Annotated in this window: 15 protein-coding genes and 1 tRNA gene; 9 read left to right on the top strand and 7 right to left on the bottom strand. The window is 60.7% G+C overall.

Annotated features, from left to right (window positions below; all coding sequences use genetic code 11):
• Positions 1–129: 129 nt before the first annotated feature.
• Complete coding sequence (locus N3J91_12400; GenBank protein ID MCX8157224.1) at positions 130–8,445, bottom strand: DUF2341 domain-containing protein; 8,316 nt, start codon at positions 8,443–8,445, stop codon at positions 130–132.
• Positions 8,442–8,876 carry a hypothetical protein gene (locus tag N3J91_12395; GenBank protein ID MCX8157223.1) on the bottom strand — a complete coding sequence of 145 codons (435 nt, stop codon included), beginning with the start codon at positions 8,874–8,876 and terminating at the stop codon, positions 8,442–8,444. Before N3J91_12395 ends, N3J91_12400 begins: the two co-directional genes overlap by 4 nt.
• Here N3J91_12395 and N3J91_12390 point away from each other — a divergent pair.
• On the top strand, positions 8,763–9,704 hold the full coding sequence (locus N3J91_12390) for a uroporphyrinogen decarboxylase family protein (GenBank protein MCX8157222.1): 942 nt from the start codon (positions 8,763–8,765) through the stop codon (positions 9,702–9,704). The two genes, N3J91_12395 and N3J91_12390, sit on opposite strands and share 114 nt — an antisense overlap.
• Before the next feature lie 23 nt (positions 9,705–9,727).
• On the opposite strand, the gene N3J91_12385 is transcribed toward N3J91_12390, so the two are convergent.
• Positions 9,728–10,684 (bottom strand): RluA family pseudouridine synthase, encoded by a 957-nt coding sequence (locus tag N3J91_12385; GenBank protein MCX8157221.1) that lies wholly within the window; start codon positions 10,682–10,684, stop codon positions 9,728–9,730.
• A gap of 182 nt (positions 10,685–10,866) precedes the next feature.
• Here N3J91_12385 and N3J91_12380 point away from each other — a divergent pair, with 182 nt between their 5' ends.
• The 5 genes from N3J91_12380 (at position 10,867) to aroF (ending at position 16,840) form a co-directional block, all read left to right on the top strand.
• Positions 10,867–12,861: an Ig-like domain-containing protein gene (locus N3J91_12380; protein ID MCX8157220.1), complete on the top strand. Its 1,995-nt coding sequence runs from the start codon at positions 10,867–10,869 to the stop codon at positions 12,859–12,861.
• A 44-nt stretch (positions 12,862–12,905) separates the two neighbouring features.
• Positions 12,906–13,937 carry a DUF4388 domain-containing protein gene (locus tag N3J91_12375; protein ID MCX8157219.1) on the top strand — a complete coding sequence of 344 codons (1,032 nt, stop codon included), beginning with the start codon at positions 12,906–12,908 and terminating at the stop codon, positions 13,935–13,937.
• Positions 13,938–14,013: 76 nt separating this feature from the next.
• Positions 14,014–14,217: a DUF6485 family protein gene (locus tag N3J91_12370; GenBank protein ID MCX8157218.1), complete on the top strand. Its 204-nt coding sequence runs from the start codon at positions 14,014–14,016 to the stop codon at positions 14,215–14,217.
• A gap of 112 nt (positions 14,218–14,329) precedes the next feature.
• Complete coding sequence (nifS, locus tag N3J91_12365; protein ID MCX8157217.1) at positions 14,330–15,580, top strand: cysteine desulfurase NifS; 1,251 nt, start codon at positions 14,330–14,332, stop codon at positions 15,578–15,580.
• Between the two features lie 243 nt (positions 15,581–15,823).
• A complete protein-coding gene (gene aroF, locus N3J91_12360) occupies positions 15,824–16,840 on the top strand; it encodes a 3-deoxy-7-phosphoheptulonate synthase (protein MCX8157216.1) in 1,017 nt (338 codons plus the stop codon).
• 1 nt (position 16,841) lies between these two features.
• On the opposite strand, the gene N3J91_12355 is transcribed toward aroF, so the two are convergent.
• From N3J91_12355 to N3J91_12340, 4 genes are all read right to left on the bottom strand, one after another.
• A complete protein-coding gene (locus N3J91_12355; protein ID MCX8157215.1) occupies positions 16,842–17,441 on the bottom strand; it encodes a hypothetical protein in 600 nt (199 codons plus the stop codon).
• A complete protein-coding gene (locus tag N3J91_12350; GenBank protein MCX8157214.1) occupies positions 17,438–17,740 on the bottom strand; it encodes a hypothetical protein in 303 nt (100 codons plus the stop codon). Before N3J91_12350 ends, N3J91_12355 begins: the two co-directional genes overlap by 4 nt.
• Positions 17,741–17,802: 62 nt before the next feature.
• Entirely contained in the window at positions 17,803–18,378 is a 576-nt protein-coding gene (locus N3J91_12345; protein MCX8157213.1) for a sigma-70 family RNA polymerase sigma factor, read from the bottom strand.
• Between the two features lie 88 nt (positions 18,379–18,466).
• Positions 18,467–20,956 (bottom strand): right-handed parallel beta-helix repeat-containing protein, encoded by a 2,490-nt coding sequence (locus tag N3J91_12340; protein ID MCX8157212.1) that lies wholly within the window; start codon positions 20,954–20,956, stop codon positions 18,467–18,469.
• 330 nt (positions 20,957–21,286) lie between these two features.
• Here N3J91_12340 and N3J91_12335 point away from each other — a divergent pair, with 330 nt between their 5' ends.
• The 3 genes from N3J91_12335 to N3J91_12325 all read left to right on the top strand — a co-directional run bounded on the left by N3J91_12335 (position 21,287) and on the right by N3J91_12325 (position 24,045).
• A complete protein-coding gene (locus N3J91_12335) occupies positions 21,287–22,570 on the top strand; it encodes an MFS transporter (GenBank protein ID MCX8157211.1) in 1,284 nt (427 codons plus the stop codon).
• A 63-nt stretch (positions 22,571–22,633) separates the two neighbouring features.
• Positions 22,634–23,842 (top strand): tryptophan synthase subunit beta, encoded by a 1,209-nt coding sequence (gene trpB, locus N3J91_12330; protein MCX8157210.1) that lies wholly within the window; start codon positions 22,634–22,636, stop codon positions 23,840–23,842.
• Positions 23,843–23,969: 127 nt separating this feature from the next.
• A tRNA-Phe gene (locus tag N3J91_12325) sits at positions 23,970–24,045 on the top strand.
• The last annotated feature ends 3 nt before the right edge of the window (positions 24,046–24,048 follow it).

Below are 24,048 nucleotides of genomic sequence, written 5' to 3'. Positions count from 1 at the left end.
TTGCTTGTTAGCATACCATCATTTTTGCCCCCGGCCAAAACGGCGGGATGGTCGGCAACCCACGCCAACCATCCCGCGCGCCAGCCGTGGCATGTTTAGCTCCACGTGCTTGACCCCACGCGCCGCAACTTAAGGCCGGCTTACCACTCGATAAAAGCCGGCCGAGGCAGGCGGTTCAACATCCCTAAACTCGATCAACCCGTGGGCCGGACAGATTATCTGTCGCATCATCTGCCACGGCCCCTGAATCTGTTCGGCACGCTGCACTTCGTACACCACCCCTGGCGTGCCCTTGAACCGGATTTGTACCTGGCCAGGGGCCACCGCCAAGCTGACGTGATCCTGTGCCGGGATCTCCCCGGCAACCACCCACAAACGCACTCGAGCGGAGGCCAGCCCTCCCTGGCCGTCGCTCACGGAGTAGGTGAACAAATCTTCCCCAGTATAACCCGGCACCGGCGTGTAAGTCACGCCCGCGGCGTTGGTGCTAATCACGGCCCCGTTGGTGCTCACGCCGTCCACCGCCACCACCGTCAATACGGCCTGCGGGCCGGCGGCGTCATTGGCCAACAATTGCCCGAAGGAGAAGAAGCTCGGCTGATGATTGACCACGGCATAGGGACCATCATCGCCCGCCGTCACCGGGCTGATGACCGCAAGGGTGGCCACCGCGCTGGTCACCACACCGGCCGCATTGCTCAACACTACATAATAGGTCCCGCTGTGGTTCAAACCCACCGGGCCCAGGCTCAAGGTCCGCTGCGTGGCCCCTGCAATGGCCGCATTCCCAAAGTACCATTGATACTCCAGGGGATAAATTGAGGTGGCCGTCACCTCGAAAACCACCGATTCGCCCACCAGATTGGTGCGGCTGACCGGTTGCGAAAGGATGGTCACCGCCTCCGCCGGCAGCAGCACGTCCGGCCCCAATTCGTAGCTCTGGCGAATGCGCTCGGCCGGCAGCGCGGTATTGTAGATGCGGAATTCGTCAATGGACCCATTCAGCGGCGCATCCCCCTCGTACAAGGCCTTGCCCAGCCACGATTTGACGTTGCGGATGGAACTAAGCGGGAAATCCAGCGCCGTGCTGCCGACCAACTGGCCATTAATGTGCATCCGCATGACGCCGTTGGGCGGATCATAGACACACGCCACATGCACATTCGACTGGCCATCCAACACCCCGGCTCGAGTCACCAACAGCTCGTGCAAGTAACCGGGATCCGCATCCCCATAACTCATGCGTGTATCCCCCGCCCCGCTGTGCGGCGTGAACATCACATAGTAACGGCCCAGGCTGCTGGGGTTCTGGTCACCAAAGTCAAACACCCGCGCCCAGTTGCCATTGGGGCCAAAGCTGGCCCAGAACTCAAAAGTGATCGCGGCGTAATTGCTCATCAATCCCCCCGGCAGGTTCACAAACGTGCCCGCCGTGCCATTCAGCGCCACGGCGCCATTGGCTACCGTGGCCGCTCCCATCAACTCACCATGCGCACCGCCCACCGAGTCTTCCGCTCCGGTGGTGAAGCTGTAGCGATGCACCAGGCTCCCGGCCGCCGTTTTAACGGTCAGCGTCACGACGGCGCTGGTGGCCGTGTACACCCGGCCATTGATCTCATTTTGCGCCACGCAGTAGAATTGCGCGCCGTCGTCACTCATCCGCGTCACCGGAATGCGGAGATTGGGGGCGGTGGCTCCCTCCACCACGCTGCCGTTACGATACCATTGATAGGTCACCGGTTCGGTGCCCACGGCAAACACCTTGAACGTGGCCGCAGAAAACTCCGCCGCCACCAGCGATTCCGGTTGACCTAGTATGGCCACCGGCACTCCCGCGCCCAGGCTGATGCCCAACTGGTAATTGTCGCGCACCTGTCCCGGCGTCAGGGCCTGACTGTGTACCCGTAAAGCAGCCAGTGCGCCGGAGAAGGATATGCCTGAGCTGCTGTAAGCATAACTCGACTCGTAAGGCTGTCCCAGCGTCATCGGATCGCCCGAATATATATTCAGGTTCTTGGTTTCCTGGGCGTTCAGCACACCGTCCACATAAGCCCGCTGCCACGTGCCGTCATAGGTCACCACAATATGGTGCCATTGCCCGGCCGACGGCATCGAGGGTTCGCCCGTCGGGCCAAGGCCCTCGCCAAAAGCCAGGTCCGGCGCGCCCCAGTGCGCGGCCAATCCCCACGAGCCGTGGCTGCCATACCCGACCGCTGCATAGGTGCCATCCGGACCCCCGCGCCGCGCCCAGCTAAAGACCCATTCTTCCGCGCTTACGGCCGGATTGAACACCCAATACTCGACGCTGAAACTGCGGCCGATGCCGTTTTGGCGGCCCGTAATTTGTGGCGGCGCGGGGATGGTGGCCTTGAGATGTTGCGAGCCATTGAAATTCAGCGCCGGCTGGCCGCCGGTGACGCCATAAATGGGCGCCGTGCTGATGGCCCCATCCAGGTTGAATCCGCCACCGGCGGTGCCAAAGTTCAACCAGTTGGTGACCTGCCCCAACGCATTGCCCTGCAATCCACGGGTGACGTTCAGGTCAATCAACAACTCGCCCGCCACTTCCAGCAGCGCCTCATTGGCCGTGGTCTGCCGGCCTTCGGCAGGTGTCAAGACCTGGTAATTGACCAGTGTCCCCTCACCCGCTGCGGCATAAACCGCCACGTAATAAGGGGTGTTCTTGTTCAAATCCGTCACCGTCACCGAATTGCCCGTACCCGAATAAACCACATACGAACCATCCGGCATGACGGCGCCCCGTCCAAAGGTGGCATGGGCGGCGTAACTGAGACCATCGCCGGGCGTCGCCGTCACCGGCGCCCCTTCGCGCATCAGCACCAGCGAGCGGCTACTGCCCACCCCCGGCGTCCAGCTCACCGTGAGGGCCCGATTTTGGACCTGACTGAAGGCTACATCCGTCGCCGGCAGCGGCTCCGTGTAGAATTCGCTGTCCACCGAGGCTACCACGCCCTCCACGGCATTGCTGGCAAAGCCGCGTACGTAATACCGCGTCCCCGGCAGCAAATTCGAGAGGGTAAACGCCGCCTCAAAAGGCGCGTTGGTAAACCCAGCGGTCACCGCGAAATTATCCGCAGGCTGAGGGGTCAATCCCCATGCCACCCCCCAGGCGGTTGCTCCGTTGCCGCCGTCCGACAGCACCCGCACGGTGGCGTTGGCCGTGGTGGGCGTAATGTCCTGCACAGCGGGCGCCGCAAAGGCCAACGGCAACGGCCGCAGCACCACCTGGCCGGCCTGCACAAACTGATTCGGCGCGGTTTGGTTTTGATAACAAGCCCAGATCCAGTCCGCCGGCCGCGCCACCCATTCCGCCCGCATTTCATCAAGACGGCCCTTGTGATGACGTCCCGTTTGTTTCATGGAGCCGGCCAGTTGGAATTGATTGTTATTCACCCCCGGCCCCGCCTTGTACCACACCCCCGCCAGGGCCCCGTTGGTGTAAAACTCATGCCGCAGGCCATTGATAGTGGCCGCCAAATGAATCCAACGCCCCGGTCCGCCGGCGTTGGCCAGCGGAATCTGCACATCTCCCCCCCAGTTGTACACTTCCATACGCAAGTTGGCCCCCTGCTGCCAGAAATAAAGATCCCCATAGTTCAACGCTGGAGTCCCGTCCTTGCACATAAACATGCCGTCCCGGCTGGCATCGGTGCACCACACCCAGGCCGACAGGGTGAGATTGGTAAAATTGATCACCCCCACCGCCGTGTAACTGTTGGCCGTGCCGGCATATTCCTGCGCCGGCCCGATGATGCCTGCCACGTTGGTGATGTTTTGCGGATTGTTAACGTAGTTGGCATGGTAACTGTTGGGCGAGGAGTCTTTGACCACCGCGTTGGTCATGTGCCATACCCCCGCAAAACCATCGTTCCACGTGGCCCCGTTGGTGGTGTAGGCCGGCGTGGGTATGCCCGCCTTGCCCCAGTACATGTCAATATAAGCCCCGGCAGACAACTCCGGCACCTGCACCCACACAAAGGAATCCCCAGCCGGATTCCAACTCTCGATTTCATAATTCAACTCCGCGCCATTGGGCTCGGTGAACCGCAAATCGGCGGCGCCGGAGAGGAATTGGCTGTATCGGAACCCGGGTATGTTTTCATTGAGCCGGATGAGCACCGGGAAGTTGGTCAGCGTGGTGCTGCGCGTGTAACCTGCCAGAGTATGGCGCATGACGTAAGCGTACCCCAGCGGTTGGAAGGCCTGTGGGACAAAGCTGCGCGTCTCCGGGGCCCAGGATTGCCCACCTTCATTGACCGCCGACCACCGATAGTAATACGTGGTGCCCGCCTGCAATCCGGTAATTTTCGCCACCAGCTCTCCCGCCGGCTGCAACCCCAGATTGACCACATTTTGCCAGGCGGTCGCCTCCGTGCCCCCGTCCGCAGTGCCCCAATAGAGCCGCGCCTCGGTGGGCAGGCCATTGGTGGCCACCAACCGGCCGGCCACATGAGCATAGGCAGGAGTCAACGTCTTTAGGCGCACGTTCTCCACCCACGCCGGGCCATAAGTGACAAAGGAAGCCGCCGCAGACCAGGCCTCACCCACGCTGTTGCTGCCATAAACACGGAAATAATAGCGCGTGCCCGGCTGCAGACCACTGACGGGAGCCACAAAGTTTCCCCACGGAATAAACCCAAGCTCAGCCACGCCCTCCCAACCCTGTTTGGCCGCGCCGGCATCGGTCCGGCCATAATAAACCGACACCGCACTGGGCGCAGTCATGCCCAATAACTGGCCGCGCAGCTCGGCGGCATTGGTCCGCACGTTGAAGGCCGCCAATGCCAGGACGCTGACCGCCGGGCGCACCGGCCCGGCCAGATAATTGGTCTGCACCTGCTCGGGGCTTAGCAATCCCCCGTGCACCCGTACGGCATTGATGTAGCCGCTGAAATACAACTGATTGACGGAGGAGCCCGAGCGCTGCGCACCAATGTTGATGGTCCGATTCGGATCCGTGGCTAGATCTCCGCCAATGGTCTTGGATGTCACCAGCCGTCCATTGACATAAACGGAGGCCAATCGGGCCCCGTTGTAAGTATACACAATGTGGTGCCACTGCCCCGCGGCAGGTATGCTGGCCGAATCCGGCCAGCCCACATCATTCGCCGCCCCCCAGAAACCAATCGCCCCATACCCGCTGGCTCCCGTGCTGCTGCCATAGTTGAATGAGGCGTTCTGCCGGTCACCCAGGCTGCGGGCCCCCATGGAAACCAGCGTTTCCTCGGTGGCGATGGCCGGATTCAAGACCCAAACTTCAACGGAACGATCGCTGTTGCCGGCCAAGTCCGCACCCGCGGCCGGCCCCACGTACGCCAGCGAACCATTGAAGAACACCCCCGGGAATGCCGTGCCCGGTGGAGTTTCAATGGTGGCCGTGCCCTGGCGGGTGAAATGCCCCAGCGTGCCTTCATTGATCCAGGTGGTGCTCACCGCGGAGACATTGGTGGCCCGCAAATCCACATACAAAGTGCCCGCAGCCACCGGAGCCGGAGCAGCCATCACCGTAATTTCGACCGAAGCCGTAAGATCGCTGCCTGGATAACGCGCCGTGATGGTGGTGGTACCCGGAGCCAGCGTTTGAATGCGGCCCAGATCGCTCACCACCGCCACCGCGGGATCGCTGGAGGTATATACCACGCCATCCCCCACCGTTACATTCACATCCAGGGCATTGGCAAAGTCCGCCCGCGCCGTCAACTGCCCCACCTGCCACGCCACAAACTGATTGGTGTTGACCGTCAAACGCAGCGCCGTCAGGGCTCCCGGGTTCTGCAACACGCCCACATTGGGGCCGGCGGCCGCATTGGCGGCAATCTCCGGCGCCCGCAGGCTGGTGTTGTAAATGCGAAAGTCGAGAATCTGGCCGTTGAAATAAGGATCGGCAAATTGTGAACGGCCCAGCCAGTTATTGAAATCGTCTATGCTCGCCAGCGGCCTGGCAGGGATTTCAAATCCCACATACTGCCCGTTGAGGAACAGGCGGGCCACCTTGCGGCTCCAGTCAAAGGTGCAGGCCACATGCACCGGCGTGCCCGTGGGCAAAATCGGCCCGCGGATGGCCATGTCCACCGGCACTCCCAGCCAGCGGCCGCCAAACACAGAGGGGTTGCCCGTCAATCCAGACCGTGGGGCAAAGAAAATGTAGTTAACTCCAGTGGCCTGTTTGTCCTCGCCGTTATTGTTGCTGCCAAAGTCGAAAACCCGCTGCCAGTCACTGCCCCCATTCCAAATGATCCACGCCTCAAAAGTCGCATCGTTCAGACGCGAAATGATGCCATTGGGCAAATCCACATAAGCCGAGGAACCGTTCAGCGTAACCGCGCCGCTGCCAGTAAAGGATGCTCCCCCCTGGAGCGTACCGTGCGCTCCACCAATGCAGTCCTCCGCCACGCTGCCGCTTGCCGCATTAAACGCATACCGATGCACCAACGGCGCAGACCCCATCTGCACCGTCACCGGGCGGGACACCGTAAAACCATGATAGCTCACCGTCACCGTGGCCGTCCCGTTGCGCATACCAATAAGCTGTCCATTGGCGCCAATACGCAACACCGCTGGGTTGTCCGAGGTGAAGACCACGCCCGGTGCCAAGGTAATGTCCACGTTGGCCGCGTTGTCATAAGTCATCAAAACCCGCGCCTGCTGGAAATCAAACATCGTCTCGTTGACCACCAGCGCCAAAGCCACTTCGTTGCCTCCGCTCGAGAGGGTGTCCGGGCCGGCGGCATAATTGGCCGCCACATCACCATGCGATAGCGTCCCCTCATAGATGCGGAACTCCTCAAACGCCCCACGCAGAGCCGGATCGGCGGCATATTGGGAACGCCCCAGCCAGACATTCAAATCCGCCAGCGCGCTTAATGGCATGGCCGGCACCCCCCAACCCACCAGCCGCCCGTCCACATACAAACGCGCCTCCCCTTGAGCGTAGTTATAAGTGCACACGACGTGCACCAGCCGGTTGGCCGGAAAGGCGCTGTCGCCCAAAACCACCATGTTGGGGTTGCCATCCACCTGCTTGCTCTCGAAACGAATCGGATTTTGTGCCGCCAAAAATAGATAATTGGTGCCCGTCCCGCCCGCTCCCTCCCCGCCAGTGCTCATGCCCACATCAAAAACCCGCGCCCAGCTTGGCGCGTTGCTGGCCACCACCCACATCTCCAAGGTCACAGCCGCATAGCGTGAAACCAAACCGTTGGGCAAATCCACGTACGCAGCATTCGTCCCCGCCTGCGCCAGAATCAACCGGCCGCTCTCGCGCCAGAAATTGGTGATGACGCCCCCGTTGTTGTTGAAGTAATTGGTTACGATGCCATGCGCCCCGCCCACGGAGTCCAACACCGTGGTGCCCTCGTTCTCATTAAAGCTGTAGCGATGCCGCAGCACGGCCAGATCCGGATTCATGGCTTCCAGGACCACCGCCGCCGTCATCGTGCCATAGATGGCCGAAATGGTGGCCGAGCCGACGCGCAAGGCCCGCACCACACCGTTGCTGTTGACGGTTATGACCGTGGGATCACTGGAGACGTATTGCACGCCCTCGTTCACGGTGATGTCCACATTGGTCACCGCCGCAAAATCCGCCAACACCCGCAGTTGGGCCGTGCTCCAGGCATAGAGCGGCGGAGCCTGGATGCGCACCCCCTGCAAGGCGCCCGGATCCACGTCATCCAGGGCCGGGCCATTGGCGTAGCTGGCCGCCACCTCCGGCGCGCGCAACGCCGCCGCGTGAATCCGAAATTCTTCCATGCGTCCCATGAAATACGCATCCGCCGCATACTGGGAGCGCCCCAGCCAGACATTGGTATGTTCAATGGCGCTGAGAGGAATGTCCGCCACCCCATAACCCACCCGCTGGCCGTTGAGGTACAACGTGGCCACGCGCGCCTCGTAGTTGTAGCTCACCGCGACATGCACCCACTGATTCATGGGCAGCAAGCTGGGGGCTTCCACTATGCGCTCGGCGCCGCTTGCGTTGCCGTTGGTGCTCACCACAAACCGCAGCCGTTGGCCATTGGCATTGGGGGTGAGCTGAAAATAATGCCTGCCCGCCGTGCCGGTGCTCGTCCCAAAGTCGAAAATGCGCTGCCAGTTGCCCCCGCCCGTCCAATACACCCAGGCCTCCACCGTCACATTGGTTAAGCCGCTCAACAATCCCGCCGGCAAGGCCACATGGGCCGCTGTGACGGCAATGCCGTCGTTGAAAACCAACTGGCCGTTGCCGGTAAAAGCCGCGCCATTGCGCAGTTCACCGTTGGCCCCGCTGAGAATGTCATTGGCCAGCGTGGCATTGACGGCCTCCTCGAAGTTGTACTGGTTAACCAGGAAGTTGTAATAGGCGTGAGCCGGACTCCACGCGAGAAACGCGCTCAACAACATCCACCCGTGCCACCTGCCCAAGCTGAGAACGAATCTTTTCATAAACACCAAGCGCAATTGGTTGTAACACCCACTTCCTCGGCCCACCCTGTCACCTGGTGTGCAAACAATGCCCTCGTGACGAGGCGCGTAGGAAGTAATATGTTAATAAAATTAAGTAATTCAAAACGGTTAAAAATCAACACCATTTTGCGAATATATTTCACCATTTTGCGCAAAACCATGACATAATTCGGACTCCCTACCGGGCTGTGACCCAGCCCATTCACCGGAGGATGGACACGCATGCCCCATTCCCTTAATTTCCCGCCGTGCATTGTTTCAACCAATTCGTCCTGAGCGCCCCCCGCCGGTTGGCCATGCCCATCGCGGTTTACCCCGGCGTGGCTCTGACCCGGAACAAGGTCTGCGAAGTAACCCACAATTCTGAGGTTCAATTGCAAGCGCAGACCGCCCTGCACTTGCGGTATCATACGCCTTTTGTCCTCTCGGCCATGGATTTGAGCGCAGAAGCCGAGGCCTTTGGTTGCACCTTGCACGAATCCGAAGATGAAGTGCCCTCAGTTACCGGCCGGTTAATCACCACGCTGGCAGAAGCGCAAGCCCTGGAAGTCCCCCAACCGGGCACCCGGCGCACCGCCGTTTACCTCGAGACCGTCGCCCGGTTACGGCGTCACTACCCGCAATTCCTGGTGTTGGGCGGATGCATCGGGCCCTTCTCCCTGGCCGCGCGACTGGCCGGCGTCAGCGAGGCCATGGAGCTGATCGTTACCGAACCCGAATTGATGCACACCTTGCTGCAAAAAAGCACCGACTTCTTGCGTAGCTACCTCCTGGCTTTCCACGAGAAAGGCGCTGACGGCGTGATTATGGCCGAACCAGCCGCCGGCCTTCTTTCCCCCCGCATGATGCAGGAGTTTTCCTGCGCATATATCCGCCAACTGGTAGAGGCCCTGCCCTCCCCAGCTTTTGCGCTGATCTACCATAATTGCGCCGCCAAAGTTATGCATCTGCCCGTTTTATGGGAGACTGGAGTCCAAACCTTCCATTTCGGCGCCCCCATGGACATCACCGCGGCACTCGCCCAAGCGCCGCAAGGCGTGGTGCTCTGTGGCAACTTGGACCCTACCGGCGTCTTTGTGCAGGCCAGTCCATCCGAAGTGGCCGAAAAAACCCGCCAACTCCTCTCCGCCACAAAAACCTTTAGAAACTTTGTCATCTCCTCCGGCTGTGATGTGCCAGCCCGCGCCCCGTTGGCCAACCTGGATGCCTTCTTCAAAACCGTGGACGAAGCGGGTTGAGCGAATCCCCCTCCCCTGCCGCGCTAAAACTTCTGCCTGCCCCCCAATGCCGCCACCGCTTCGGCAAAGTCGGAGGGCCACGGAGCATGAAAGGTATGCCGCCGCCCGGTGACCGGGTGGCAAAAGGTCAATTCCCACGCATGCAACATCACACGCGGCGGGGTGTAACCCGTGGCTTCCGCCAGGCGGGCGGTGGGGCGCTTGCCATAAGTAATGTCCCCCGCCAACGGATGGCCCAGGTATTGAAAATGCACGCGGATTTGATGCGTGCGCCCGGTGTGTATGCGCACCTCCACCAGCGTGGCCTGCGTCAGACGCTCCAGAACTCGATATTCGGTCACGGCTTCGCGGCCAGCGTCTCCATCCACCACGGCCATCCGTTTGCGGTGCGCCGGATGACGCGCAATGGCCGTGCGCAGGGTCCCCCCCTCCCGGGGAATTTGTCCGCAGGCGAGGGCGTGGTAAATCTTGGTCACCTGTCGCCCGGAGAATTGCGCCGATAACCCCAAATGCGCGGTGTCGTCCTTGGCCACCACCAGGCAGCCGCTGGTTTCCTTGTCCAACCGATGCACAATCCCCGGCCGCGCCACCCCGGCTATGCCGCTGAGCCGCCCCGCGCAATGATGCAACAGGGCATTGACCAGCGTATGCTCTTCGTTGCCCGGCCCCGGATGCACCACCATGCCGGGGGCCTTGTTCACCACCAGCAGGTGCTCATCCTCATACAAGATATCCAACGGCAGGGCCTCGGGATAGACATGGCTGGGACGCGGCTCGGGGAAATACACGGACACCACCTCACCCGCCCGCGGCGCATGCGAAGGCTTGACCCGCTGGCCATTCACCTGAATATGGCCCTCCTCCATCAGCTTTTGCAAAGTGCCGCGGGACACCGCCGGATATCGCGCGGCCAGGAAAATATCCAGCCTTCCTCCGGGTATGGAGGTTTCAATCACAAAAGTTTCCGACCGCTCGGCCACCCCCCCATTCTGCTCTTCTCCCAACGGCCTGCCAAGCCTGAGTCCGTGAAACAACTTGAACCCACCTGATATTTTGATTATAAGAAAAGGGCCGTGGTTCTGTCATTTTCAGAACCACAAACTTGGATTGGTTTATGCGCCCATATCACTGCCAACCCGCTCTTGCCCACCTTCATCTTAGATTGTTTCCCGCCCTGCTCCTGGCCTTGGCCAGTTTGCCCCTTTTAAGCCTGAGAGCAGCGGATGCCGGGCTGTGTGTAGTCTTCAAAGGCTTTTTCTATCAACAAACCGGTCAAAACACCGTCACTCCCAAAGCCGGCACCCAGTTTGCCAGTTTCAGAGCCTTTGCCCAAATGACCGCACCAGGCTCGCTATTATCCGGCACGGTGCGTACCCCGGCCAACCAGACTTTTTCGCTGGCCGTGGACGAGAACGAGCTGCGATTCGGCATGGATTTCAACTCCCAAGCCACCATGGATGCCACCTTCGGCAGCGGGAATTACGTGCTGGGCATCGCCACCCGCAATGATGGGAACCGGGTCTTCACATTAAATCTTTCCGGCAACTCCTATCCCCCCATCCCGCAAGTCAGTAATTACCAGGCGCTCCAAGCCGTAAACCCTGCCTCGCCACTAACGTTGCAGTGGCTCCCCTGGTCGGGCGGCACTACCAATGATCTTATTCTGGTGCAAATTGAAGACTCCGAAACTTGGGACATGGTGTTCAGCACGCCACTCCCCAGCAGCCCAGGCGCACTGAATGGCACCGCCACTTCGGTGACCATACCCGCCAACACGTGCTCCGCCAACCGGAGTTACAATGTTCTGCTCATGTTTTTCCGGCCCGTGACCATGGACGTCACCACCTACCCCGGTGTCATGGCCGTGTCCGGCTACCTGCGGGAAACAGAATTGACCTTGAGCACGGGAGCGGGCTTGGACAACCAAGCCCCGTGGCTGGAGGACCAGGCGCCGCGTTATGGGGAAACCAATGTCGCGCGCAATGCCGGCATCGCCTTTATCTTCTCCGAGCCAATGCAGGCCTCCTATTCCATCCAATGGAACCCGGCATTGTCCTTGAATTACCAATGGAACTCCAACCGTACGGTATTGTTCTGTTTCCCCGCCAGCGGCCTGTTGCCCACCAACACTACCATCAACTATACCCTTAATCCACCGGGGCAAACTGGTTTTCGCGACCTGGCCGGCAACGCCCTGCCTACCATCCAGGGCTACTTCACCACCGGTAATCAAACCGTTTCGCTTGACGTGAAGGCCTATGTCCTCTTCAAATACGCCAGTTACCAACAAACCGGCCCCACCAATCCCATTCCCGCCACCTTTGAGCCTCCTTTTGGCTTTGAATCTGGTGTCATGCTGAATGCGCCCGCGACCGTAACCAACGTCATCTTGATTGGCCCGAATACCATGGCAATGAGATTCAACGGCGACGACTGGGGAGGCGTATTCCAAGCTTCCCGGCTCGCCGACGTGGATGCCGCCTACCCACCGGGAACTTACACCTTTCGCATCCAGACGGTACATGATGGCTTCAGGCAGGTTGCGCTGAACCTCCCGGCCACCGCTTTGCCCAGTGCGCCGCGGCTGATCAACTTCAACGCCGCCCAGGCCATTGACCCCAACGCCCCCTTTACTCTGCAATGGGAGCCTTTTGCCGGGGCCACCACCAATGACCGCATCGAGGTGGAGATTGATCTGGAAACACCCTGGACGCAACGCACCGTTTTTTCTTCGCCGGACCCGCTCAGCCCCAATGCCCTTAACGGCCTGGCCACCAGCCTGCAAATCCCCGCCGGCACCCTGCCCGCCGGCCGCACCTTCACCGCCTATATCAACTTCATCAAAGTCGTTTCCTACGACATTACCAGCTACCCCGGCGCTGTGGGCGTGGTCGCTTTTGGTGCCTTCACGACCTTCCCCCTCGCCACCACCGGCCAGCCCGCCCGGACGACATTCCGCACCATCCGGCATTTTGGGAACTACGTCCGTCTGGAAATTCAGGGCGAGCGCGAAACTCCTTGCACTGTAGAATTCACCGAGAACTTCCGCCAATGGTATCCCCTGCGCTCCGACTGGAACCAGAGCGGCACGCTGTTTATAGAAGACTGGAACCTGAGCCCCATGCGCCGTTTCTATCGCGTGCGCGAAGGCTGGTAATCCCGCTTGAAGCCCGCTCCCGGTCAGGCCATACTTGCACCAGCATGGCACTGGCAATTCATGTCCTGACGGGCAAGGCCAAAGGGCAGGAGTATCTGCTGCCGGAAGACGGCGAGTTCATCATCAGCTCCGCCGGCGGTGAGGAATTGTGTTTCAATGAGGGGCCAGGCAAGCCGGTGGCCATCCTTAAAGCCGTCAAAGACCAAATTTCCCTCAAAGACCTGGGCGCCCCAGACGGAGTCTTTGTCAACCGCAAGAAGTGCGCCGAAGCCCCGCTCAAAGAAGGCGATGCCGTGCGCATCGGCAAAACCCGCTTCATGGTGGTCAAAGTCATCAAGTACAGCCCCGTAGCCAAGGCCGCCCGCGCCCGCGCCGCCGCCAAGGGCGAGAAAATAATGGCTCCCACGGCACCTTCGCCCGCCGCGCGTCCCGTCCCCAAGGCCCCTGCGCCCCCGCCGGTGACCGCTCCCCCGCCGCCCGCCCGGCGCGATACATCGGCCTTGAAAAAACCGCTCTACGAGCTGCCCGAAGCGGGCACCCTGCAGGAACACTCGCTCGGGGAGCTGCTGCGCTACTTCTGCGCCTCCGGGCAAAGCGGTGTGCTGAGCCTCATGATTGAGGGGGACATCGGGGCCGTGCAAATCAATCAAGGTCAGATCGCCGATGCCTTCATCGCCTCCAGTCCCGCCCCGAGTGCCAAGCGCGCCCTCTATCGCCTTTTCCGCTGGAAGCAAGGGGATTACGTCTGGCAGCCCGGCGAGCCCCACCCCATTGAACCGAGCCTGGAAGGTCAGTCCTTGCAGACCATGCTGGCGGAAGCGGAGGCCGAAAGTGAGGCCATCGAAGGGTTGCTGGCCTCCCTGCCTCCGCCGGAAACCAAACTCTCGGTGGGCAACCTTCCCCGTGGGGCTTTGGCCAAGTTAAGTCCGCCCGAGATGTTCATTGTGGGGCTGGTGCGTTTGCATGGCACCGTGCGGGCCATCATTGACCATCACCCGGAAAATGACCTCGTCGTGTGCCGGCTGCTTGTGGGGCTGCTTCGGCGCAACGTCCTCTGCATCCCCACCACCCCCTGATTCTTAGGCAGGCCTGTCACCAGACTTGCCGGCTGGGGGTGATCGGGGGCAAAATCCCCTCTATCACTTCAGGCTTATGGAATGCAAAAAAGCGCTCAATCTCAAACGCTGCAACTGCAGCTACCATCCCTGCTCCCGCAAAGGCATCTGCTGCGAGTGCCTTCATTATCACCTCAGCCAGCGGCAACTGCCCGCCTGCTGCTTCCCTGACGACGCGGAACAGACCTACGACCGCTCCTTCGAGCACTTCGCCCGCCTGGTGGGTGCAGGCAAAGTCTGAACCGGTCCTGTGGAATTTTTGACAATGCCAGCTTGCGGTTTGGCCCAAAAGATGTAGTATAAATCAGACTAAATTGGTCTTGTTACGCGATGGGAACCGAGGAAACGGCAGTATGAGCGAGAAAAAATTTTATTATTTTGACAATAACGCGACCACCCAGGTGGCCCCGGAAGTCATTGAGGCCATGGTGCCTTATTTGCGGGATTTATGGGGCAATCCCAGCAGTGCCTACAAATTCGCCAACGAAATCCACAAGGGAGTGGAACAGGCGCGCGAAAAGGTGGCCGCGCTGATCAATGCCGATCCTAAAGAAGTGGTTTTCACCAGTTGCGGCACCGAAAGCAACAACGCCGCCCTCCACAGCGCCCTGGCCACCCAGCCCAACAAGCGACATGTCGTCACGACGGCCGTGGAACACTCCGCCAACATCAACTACGGCGAATACCTGCAAAAGCAGGGGTACGAGGTCACTTTTCTGCCCGTGGACTCGGAAGGGCTGCTCGACCTGAAAGAAGTCGAGCGCGCCATCCGGCCCGACACGGCCATTGTCAGTGTCATGTACGCCAACAATGAAACCGGCGTGGTCTTTCCCATCAAAGAAATCGCCGCCATCTGCAAAGCCAAAGGAGTCCTGTGCCATACCGATGCCGTGCAGGTCCCCGGTAAATTGAAACTCGACGTGCGCGATTTGGGCGTGGATTTCCTCTCCCTCTCCGCTCACAAATTGCACGCGCCCAAAGGGATCGGCATGCTCTACATCAAGCGGCGCACCAAATTCCAGCCTTACATTATCGGCGGCCATCAGGAGCGCGGTCGCCGCGGTGGCACCGAAAACGTGGCGAGCATCATCGGCTTTGGCCGCGCCGCCGAGCTGGCCATGGAGCGCCTGCAGGAGGAAAACACCCGGGTGCGGGCGTTGCGGGACCGGCTGGAAAACACCATCCTCACCACCATCCCCCACACCTTCCGCAACGGGGCCAAAGAACCCCGCCTGCCCAACACCTGCAACATCGCCTTTGATTTTGTGGAGGCCGAAGCTGTCCTGCTGCTTCTGGACCAGGTCAACATCTGTGCCTCGAGCGGCTCGGCCTGCACCACCGGCTCGTTGGACCCCTCGCACGTCCTCATGGCCATGGGGCTGACCCCCATGCGCGCCCGGGGCAGCGTGCGTTTCAGCCTGGGCATTTACAACACCGACGAGGATGTAGATTACCTGCTGCGGCACCTGCCGGGCATCATCAAGAAACTGCGCGACATCTCGCCGCTCAACCCCGATCATCCCGACAATGTGAACTACGACGTGGAGGCCGCGCGGGTCAAGCACGAGCAGGACCTGGCCGAGGCCCTGTCCAAGGAAAGTTGACCTCATTAAATCGGTATCCCGGGGTGGGTTACCGTGCACCTCAATTTTTTGTTGACGTCACGAGGCCCTCCATTAGATTAGTCCCCGTGAACGTGAGCAGCTTTCGATTTAATGGCGCGTGGTACGGGTGGTACGCCCACCCGGGCACCTGCGTTTGAGCTGCCGTCGTTTCACCGTCAGTTTGCCAACCGCAGGAATGCCTCCTGCGGTTTGTTTTTTTAAGCAGCAAGCACCAACAACATTATGATCATCGTTCTCAAGCCCAATATTACCCGGCGGCAGGAAAATGCAGTCCTCAAAGAAATCCAAAAGCTCGGGTACGAACCCCATGTCATGCGCGGGGTGGCGCGGACGGTTATTGGCGCCATCGGTGATGAACGCACGCATGCCTCGCTGGAAACGCTCACGGCCTGGCCGCAGGTCGAGAGTGTCATGCCCGTCCAAAAACGATATAAACTCGTCAGCCGGGAGGCGCATCCAGACAACTCCACCGTCAAGGTGAGCCGCCATGTAACCCTGGGGGGGCGCAAGTTTCACGTCATGGCCGGGCCTTGCTCGGTGGAAAGCGAAAAACAACTCATGGCCACCGCCAAGGTGGTCAAGCAGGCGGGCGCCACCGTGCTGCGCGGCGGCGCTTTCAAGCCAAGGACCAGTCCTTACGAATTTCAGGGCCTGGGCGAAAAGGGGCTTAAATTGCTCGCCAAGGCCCGGGAGGAAACCGGGCTGCCCATCGTCACCGAGCTGCTCAGCGAGCAACACGTGGAATTGGTGGCCGAGTATGCGGACATCCTGCAAATCGGCACGCGCAACGCCCAAAACTTCCAGTTGCTCATTGCCGCCGCCCGGACCGGCAAGCCCGTGTTGCTCAAGCGCGGTTTATCCATGCGCATCGAAGAATGGCTGCTGGCCGGGGAATACGTTCTGGCCAATGAAAACCCCAACCTGATCTTCTGCGAGCGCGGCATTCGTACCTTTGAAACCTACACCCGCAATACCCTGGACCTGTCCACCATCCCGATCATCAAAAACGAGTCCCATTGCCCAATCGTCATTGACCCCAGTCAGGGATGCGGCCGGGCGGATTTGGTCATGTCTCTGTGCAAGGGGGCCGTGGCCATGGGTGCCGATGGCCTGCTCTTGGAAGTGCATCCCAATCCTGCTGAGGCTTGGAGTGATGGGGCGCAGCAGTTGACGTTTGATCACTTCAGCCGCCTGATGCGCGAAATCAAGCCCTTCCTGGCGGCCGCAGGACGCGATTAAACTATCGCTCGCCAGGTGCCCCTGGTTGTCGAAGGGGAGGCGGCCCGCCCGGAGGTGGGCCGCCCGGAGGTTTATCTCCTACTCCGGGTCCACCCCCCCAGGGCGGGGGGCCACCGGAGCGTTTTTGATTGTCAGGTGGACCGCCGGGGCCTCCAGGGCCTGGAGGACCGGGCGGCCGGCCGCCTTCCTTGTCTCCGCCCCAGCGTTTGCCTCCATCCCAACGCGGGGGACGCGGCTTGATCAGTTCTTCAAACTTTTTTTGCTGCGCCGGCTCCAACACCGCCAGGATGTTGTCTTTGAGCAAGTACAACTCCTCCTGCAGCGGCTCCTTGAGCATTTCCCAGAGAAAGTCGGTGCGCTGGCGGCTGGTGCGGACAGCGGCAGCAATTTTGTCCGCCTGTTCCGGGGTCAACGCCAGTTCCTTTTTCATGACCTCAAGGAATTCAGGGCGATGGATGAACCATGGGCTGGGGGCGTTGGTGTTGCTGCGGGCGGTGGGCAAAGTGGGCACCGAGCGGGCCTTCCATACCACCACCGCGCCTGTCAGGACTCCGGCTATGAAGATGACCGCTGCCGCCAGAATGACCTTCCACGTTTTCACCGGCTGTCGCTCAATTCATTCAGCCCGGCATAAACAAGGCTTTCAAAATCATCCGCGTACGCCCCCGCTGAGTTCTGCGAAGGGGGGGTCAAGGCCCAGATCCCGGCCAGCAAAGTGACCAGCAGGCTGGAAACGGCGGCCCGCCAGAGCCATTGCGTCCACCACGTCAGAGCATCCGCCTGCGGCTTCTGCCGGATGCGGGCCAGGACGCGTTGCTCAAAGGCGTACGGCACCTGGTCGCCCGGCGGATGGCTCCGGGCGGCGGCGAGCAGTTTCTTTTCGAGTGCCTCGTATTGCATAAGCCTGCCAACCACTTAGACGGCAAGCCCCGGACAAAAGTTACAGGGCATTTTTAGTGGTCTCAATAGTATTTGTCACGCGCCATTTTCTCGAGCACTTTCCGCATCTCCCGCCGTGCCCGAAAAGCTCTCACCTTCACCAGGGAAATGGACCAGCCGGTAAGCCGGGAGATTTCCTTGACTGAACGCTCCTCAATCTCCAGCAACGTGATCACCAGCCGCGCCTCGGGAGACAGTTGCTCCAGCACCTTGTCAATGAGCTCTTTGGCCGCCTGGGCGCCGCTATCGGCCCCGGCGGGGTCCTGGTTAAACCGTTCCAGCCAGTCCTCCTGATCTTCGGTCAGCTCGGCAAGCACCGTTTCCCGGTTGCGCTGATGTTCCCGTAGAAAATCATAGCAGACCCGCACCGTCAGCCGCATCAACCAGTGCTCAAAGGGCGCTTCCGCCCGGTAACTGGATAATTTTTGGTAGGCGCGCAGCCACACCTCCTGGGCGATGTCCTCCACCTCGCTCTCCTTGCGCGCATAGCGGCGGGCCGTGGCAAAGACACGCGGACTGTACTTGGCCACCAGGGGCGCGAAACTGTCGGTGTCCCCCTTTAACACCGCGGCAATCAGTTCCGCATCGCTCTGGTCCATGCCCGAAAAACGCGAGGCCCAAATTAAAGCACCCCCGGCCTAAAAGCAATCATTGCCCGCTTCCGGCCTGCCGAGGTGCCGGGAAGGGTTAACGGTTGAGGCGCACCCGGTAAAAGCGCCATGCCGGACGCAAGGGATCCGGATCCATCAGCTCCAATCTGCCGCCCACACCATTGGTGATCCACAACGCTTGCCAATGGCGCAAATCCGCCGAGCCTTCCAACACCGCCTCCGTGCCGCTGGGGACATCAAGGCTCACCCCCCAAGACCCGTACATCACCTGCCGTAACTCCCCCAGGTGCGGAGCACCCAGGACCGTTGCTCCGGCCGGCGCGGACCAGGGAGAAACGCCGGAGCGATTACGGGCCCGGACGCGATAATAAACGCGGACGTCTAACGGCGGGTTGGCATCGGCATATTCGCACACGTCGGCCGGCACGCTGCCCAAGGGCTGCCAGGTTCTGCAATCGGTGGAACGCTGCAACTCAAACGCCTCCTCATTGTCCGCGTCATCCAGCCATCGCAACGTCAAGGTGCCCGGCGTCAAGCGCAGGGCCTCCAGCGCCCCCGGAGCGGCAGGAATCCCGCCCACCGGGTAGATTGCCCCCATTGGCCAACCCTCGCGGCCTGCAGCCCGCAAGGGAGAATTGGTGGCCAGCCGGTAATCATGACGGGCGGCATCCACAAACAAGGGGTCCACGGCCAGATTGCCCACCCCCGGCCAGTTGGTGTGGTAAAAATTGGAGTATTCGGCGGCCAGCGTTGACCCGTTCAAAAGCGAAACCGCCGCCACCTCCAAATTCCAAAATATGTTGTTCCATGAACTGGTCACCGCCCCTCCCCCATCCGGCGCGTTGGGATTGGCTTTGTTATAATTGCGGATGCCATATTGGGCCGCCGCCACCGTGCTTTGATATACGGCGGCCAGGGAGCTGTCCTTGACGGAAATGCCAGACTCCACGTTGTAAATCACGCAATTGCTCACCGTCACCTCCACATACGCCCCCATGCTCACCCCCTTGTCCACGAAGTCATGGAGCAAACAATCGGCCACCAGCACCCCGCGCGACGGCTCGGTGGGGGAGTACTCACCAATGTCCAGGGCATCCGTGTTGTATATCGTGCCGCGCCGCACCGTCGTGCGGACGATCTGCGAACCCGGCCGCGCCCCGTCAAAATCAATCCCATCGCCGCTGTAGTCCTGATATTCCAGCAGGCAGTCCTCAATACGGACATGGCTTAGGCGCAACAGCAGCTCGTGATAACGCGCCACATGACACCGGCGCAAAACAATGGTCACCTCATTGGGCGTGCCCACCGTCTGCACAATGGGCGGACTGGAGCCGCGGTAATCATGCAAATAGCAATCTTCCAGCAACCCTTGCGCGCCGTCCCGCAGATCCACATATCCACCTAATATTTCCACCTGCTGCAAAACCAAGGTGGTGTTGGTGCCCACCAGCACCAGTCCTCCCCAGTTGGTGTTGCTCCCATCGGCAGGAAGCCAAAAAATGGGTTGTTCCTCCGTGCCTTGAGCCGCCACCGTGACATTGGTGCCCCGCACCACGACATTGGCCTCGGCCAGAACCACCACCCCCGGCTCAATGATTAAACTGCCCCCGCGTGGAATAACCAGGGAATTGGTCAGCCGCACCACGCTGCCGGCACGCCAGAGCGTGTTGGAGGCCAAGGTGCCCCCCGCGAGGGTTTCGGCCGTGCGTAGAACAACCAGGCGATTGGTCTCAGACAGGATATGCCCCGTGCTGTCCGTTACCTGAACACTCAGCCGATTAACCCCAGGTGACAGAGGAACCGACACCTGCCATTGCTCCGGCGCGGGGGGTCCGGCCACTTCATTGCCGTTTATAAGCACCCACCGGGCTCCAGCCACCTGCTGCCGGCCAGAAACCGTCAGCCCGCGAGTCCCCACGATGCTGAAGAAATCTCCGTGCACCTCGCCCGTGGGAGGCGGGTCCAGTCGCAATTCGGCAATCAAATGCAAATCGGAACTGCTCAGGCTCTGATTGACAGCAATGATGGCCAAAACGTGATCCCCCGGTGGCAGCCGGTTCCCCACGGCCCCCAAAGTGAAAGTCTCCGGCGGATTGGTGGGGGGATTGCAACACGAGGCCTCATGGCTGCGCCCGCCAGTGGTGGCCGTGTGCAACACCGGCGCCCCCACGGCATTGGTCAGGTTGGCGCGGGCGATCTCCACCCCGTCCAGATACGCCACAAAACCATCGTCGTAATCCACCACCAACCGCAGCACTGCCGCCGGATCTAATGGCTCCGTGACCCGAAAAGTGCGCCGCAAGTACAAGGTTGAACTGAGGTTGGCCACGTTGACCGTGGTATTCTCGCCGGCGATGCCGGGATCTCCAAAGCCAAATCCACCCTGGCCCACGGCCCACGTCCCATCGAGCTGGCTGTCAGCGGCCACGGCCCAAATGGCCTGCGGTGCATTGGTCCCCAGGCGGTAGTGCCAAAGCTCATCGTGCGCCACCAACACCTTGCTCGCGGCCGTTGGCTGGCCCCATTGCACCACCAGTTGGCCATTGGTGGTTTGAGCGGATAGCATGCCGGTAAGCGAACCAAGCACGAGCATTGCGGCAAGCAGCCCGCCCCAGCCCGTCATTGCGCTATTGCGTTGCATATTTGACATAAACTCGCAGCAAATGTCGTTCTTTTCAATGAGCAAGACTGATCATCCATTGTCGCCCCCGGTTGACCGTTTAATATTGGGCCGGTCACTTGCAACCCGAGGTCAGGTCCCAACTCATCAAGAGGCCAAATCGCTGGGCATGAGCGGGAAGCAGCTTGAAAAGCCCAATGCTTGCGCTTTGGCCGGGCGCGCCTACACTTCAAGATAATGGAACGGCAATCCGGAAATCGCCGGAACACCCCCGGCATGGGGATCATTTTTTTGACGGTCTTCCTGGATCTGGTGGGCTTCGGCATCGTGCTGCCCTTGCTGCCCATTTATGGGCAAAAATTGCAGGCCAGCGAGGTCATGATCGGCGTGATCATGGCCAGTTATTCCTTGATGCAGTTCCTCTTTGTGCCCGTTTGGGGCAGATTATCCGACCGGATTGGCCGTCGGCCGGTGCTGTTGGGCAGCACCGCCTGCGCCGCACTGTCCTACGCAGCATTTGGCATGGCCTCCACCCTGCAGGGACCGGCCGCCATTGCCCTGCTGCTGGGATCACGGGTCATTGCCGGCATTTGTGGCGCCAATATCGCCGTTGCCCAGGCTTACATCGCCGATATTACCCCTCCAGCAGAACGCTCCCGCCGCATGGGCCTTATTGGTATGGCCTTTGGACTGGGATTTATCTTCGGGCCGGCCTTAGGCGCCATCAGCCTGAAACTCCTTGGCCATGCCGGACCGGGATGGGTGGCGGCCACCCTTTGTTTGTCCAACTTCCTCTTTGCCTTTTTCATGCTGCCGGAAAGCCGGCATGCGCCCGATGCCGTCGCTCCCCGGCCCCGCTGGGAGCAATGGCGGCACACCATGAAACACCCGCAAATTGGACTCCTGGTCCTGGTGTTCTTCTTCGCCACCTTCTGTTTTACATGCTATGAAACAACCTTGGGATTGCTGGTCAGCCGCAATTTCCGGCTTGATCCCGCAACCGCCCGGGATGCCGAAGTCGTGAGCATCCTCTTTGCCTTTGGCGGGGTGATTGGGGCCGTCGTGCAAGGCGGCCTCATCGGCCGGCTGGTCCGTCGCTTTGGCGAAGGGCGCATCATAGCCATGAGTCTTTTTATCGTGGGTTTCAGCCTGCTCCCACTCCCCTTTATCCAGGGGCACACCGTCCTGAGTTTCAAAGGTTTGTTTGCCCCAGGTGGAGGCGATTGGTGGATGTTGCTGGCGGCCATTGGCGCGCTTTCCATTGGAGCCAGCCTGACCCGGCCTCCCCTCTTCGGCCTCATTTCCGCCATGACCGATGCGCACGAGCAGGGCGCCACCCTGGGGGTGGCCCAAAGCATGGGCAGCCTTGCGCGCATCGCCGGCCCCGTGTTTGCCGGTGTGTACTATGGGCTGCACCCTGCCCTGCCCTATCTCGTGGGTGCCGGGATCTCTCTGTTGACCGGCGTGGTGACGTGGTGGTGGCTCTGCCGCCGTACTTCCCCCAAAGCGGTTACTTCTCCGGCAACCCCCGCCGCCCCGCAAGACCCCTCAGCGGCCTAACCCCGTGCTTGCCGCACTACAAATGGATTTCCCAACCCCCTGATTCTGGCCTAAATTGAACCCATGAACAGTGATGCCATGCTGGCCGCCACCGCACCGGATGCCCAAGGCCATTTTGGGCCGTACGGCGGACGGTTTGTCCCGGAAACGCTGATGCACCCGTTGCGGGAATTGGAGGAAGAGTACTTTCGCGCCCAGCAAGATCCCACCTTCCAGGACGAGTTGCAGTATTACCTGCGCGAATTTTGCGGACGCCCCACGCCCCTGTACTTTGCCGAGCGCCTCACCCGCGAGCTGGGCGGTGCTAAAATCTATCTGAAACGTGAGGACTTGCTGCACACAGGCGCCCACAAAATCAATAATGCCCTTGGCCAGGTGCTCCTGGCCCGCCGTATGGGCAAACGCCGGGTCATTGCGGAAACTGGCGCCGGCCAGCACGGCGTGGCCACCGCCACCGTCGCCGCCATGTTTGGCCTGGAATGCGTGGTGTACATGGGCGAAACAGACTGCGAGCGCCAGAAACTGAACGTCTTTCGCATGAAAATGCTGGGCGCGCAGGTCGTACCCGTCACCGCCGGCCAACGCACCCTCAAAGAAGCCATCAACGAGGCCATGCGCGACTGGGTCACCCATGTCCGCCATACCCACTATATCCTCGGTACGGCCTACGGCGCCCACCCCTACCCCGTCATGGTGCGTAATTTTCAGCGTGTCATTGGGGATGAAGCTCGCCGCCAAATCTTGGAAAAAGAAGAACGCCTGCCTGACCTTCTGATCGCCTGTGTGGGCGGTGGCTCCAATGCCATCGGCCTGTTTTATCCCTTCCTAAGCGACGCCTCCGTGCGCATGTTAGGCGTGGAAGCCGGGGGCGAAGGCATCCAGCCCGGCAAACATGCCGCCCGCTTTCAGGGCGGCTCCCTGGGCGTGCTCCAGGGCACCCGCTCTTACGTGTTGCAAGACCCCTATGGCCAGATTGAACTGACGCACAGCGTTTCCGCCGGCTTGGACTATGCCGCCGTGGGGCCTGAACATGCCTGGTTGCGCGATCAGGGCCGGGTGGAATACAGCTATGCCACGGATGAACAGGCACTCGACGCCTTCCTGCGCCTGGCCCGGTTGGAAGGCATTATTCCCGCTTTGGAAAGCGCCCACGCCATCGCCGCCGCCATTCAGCGTGCCCCCACCCTTGGCCATGACCAAATCATCCTCCTCAACCTCTCCGGCCGTGGGGACAAAGACGTGGCGCAGGTCGCAGAACGAATCACCCTCTAGCCAGCCCTATGGCACGGGGATCCGCCGCCTTGCAAGTCGCCTTAAAATTCGGCAAGCATTTTCCTGCTTGCAATAGCCCCAATCGTCATGCACTTTGATGCCCGCGCTGACGCGCACCCTCCCCGGTGGCTGGGTAGCTCAGTTGGTAGAGCAGAGGACTGAAAATCCTTGTGTCGGCGGTTCGATTCCGCCCCCAGCCACCAGTT

The sequence above is a fragment of the Verrucomicrobiia bacterium genome (genome assembly GCA_026414565.1).
Taxonomy (GTDB): Bacteria; Verrucomicrobiota; Verrucomicrobiia; order Limisphaerales; family Fontisphaeraceae; genus Fontisphaera.
The sequence above is the reverse complement of the archived record's forward strand: the minus strand, read 5'-3'. Positions and strand labels throughout refer to the sequence as shown.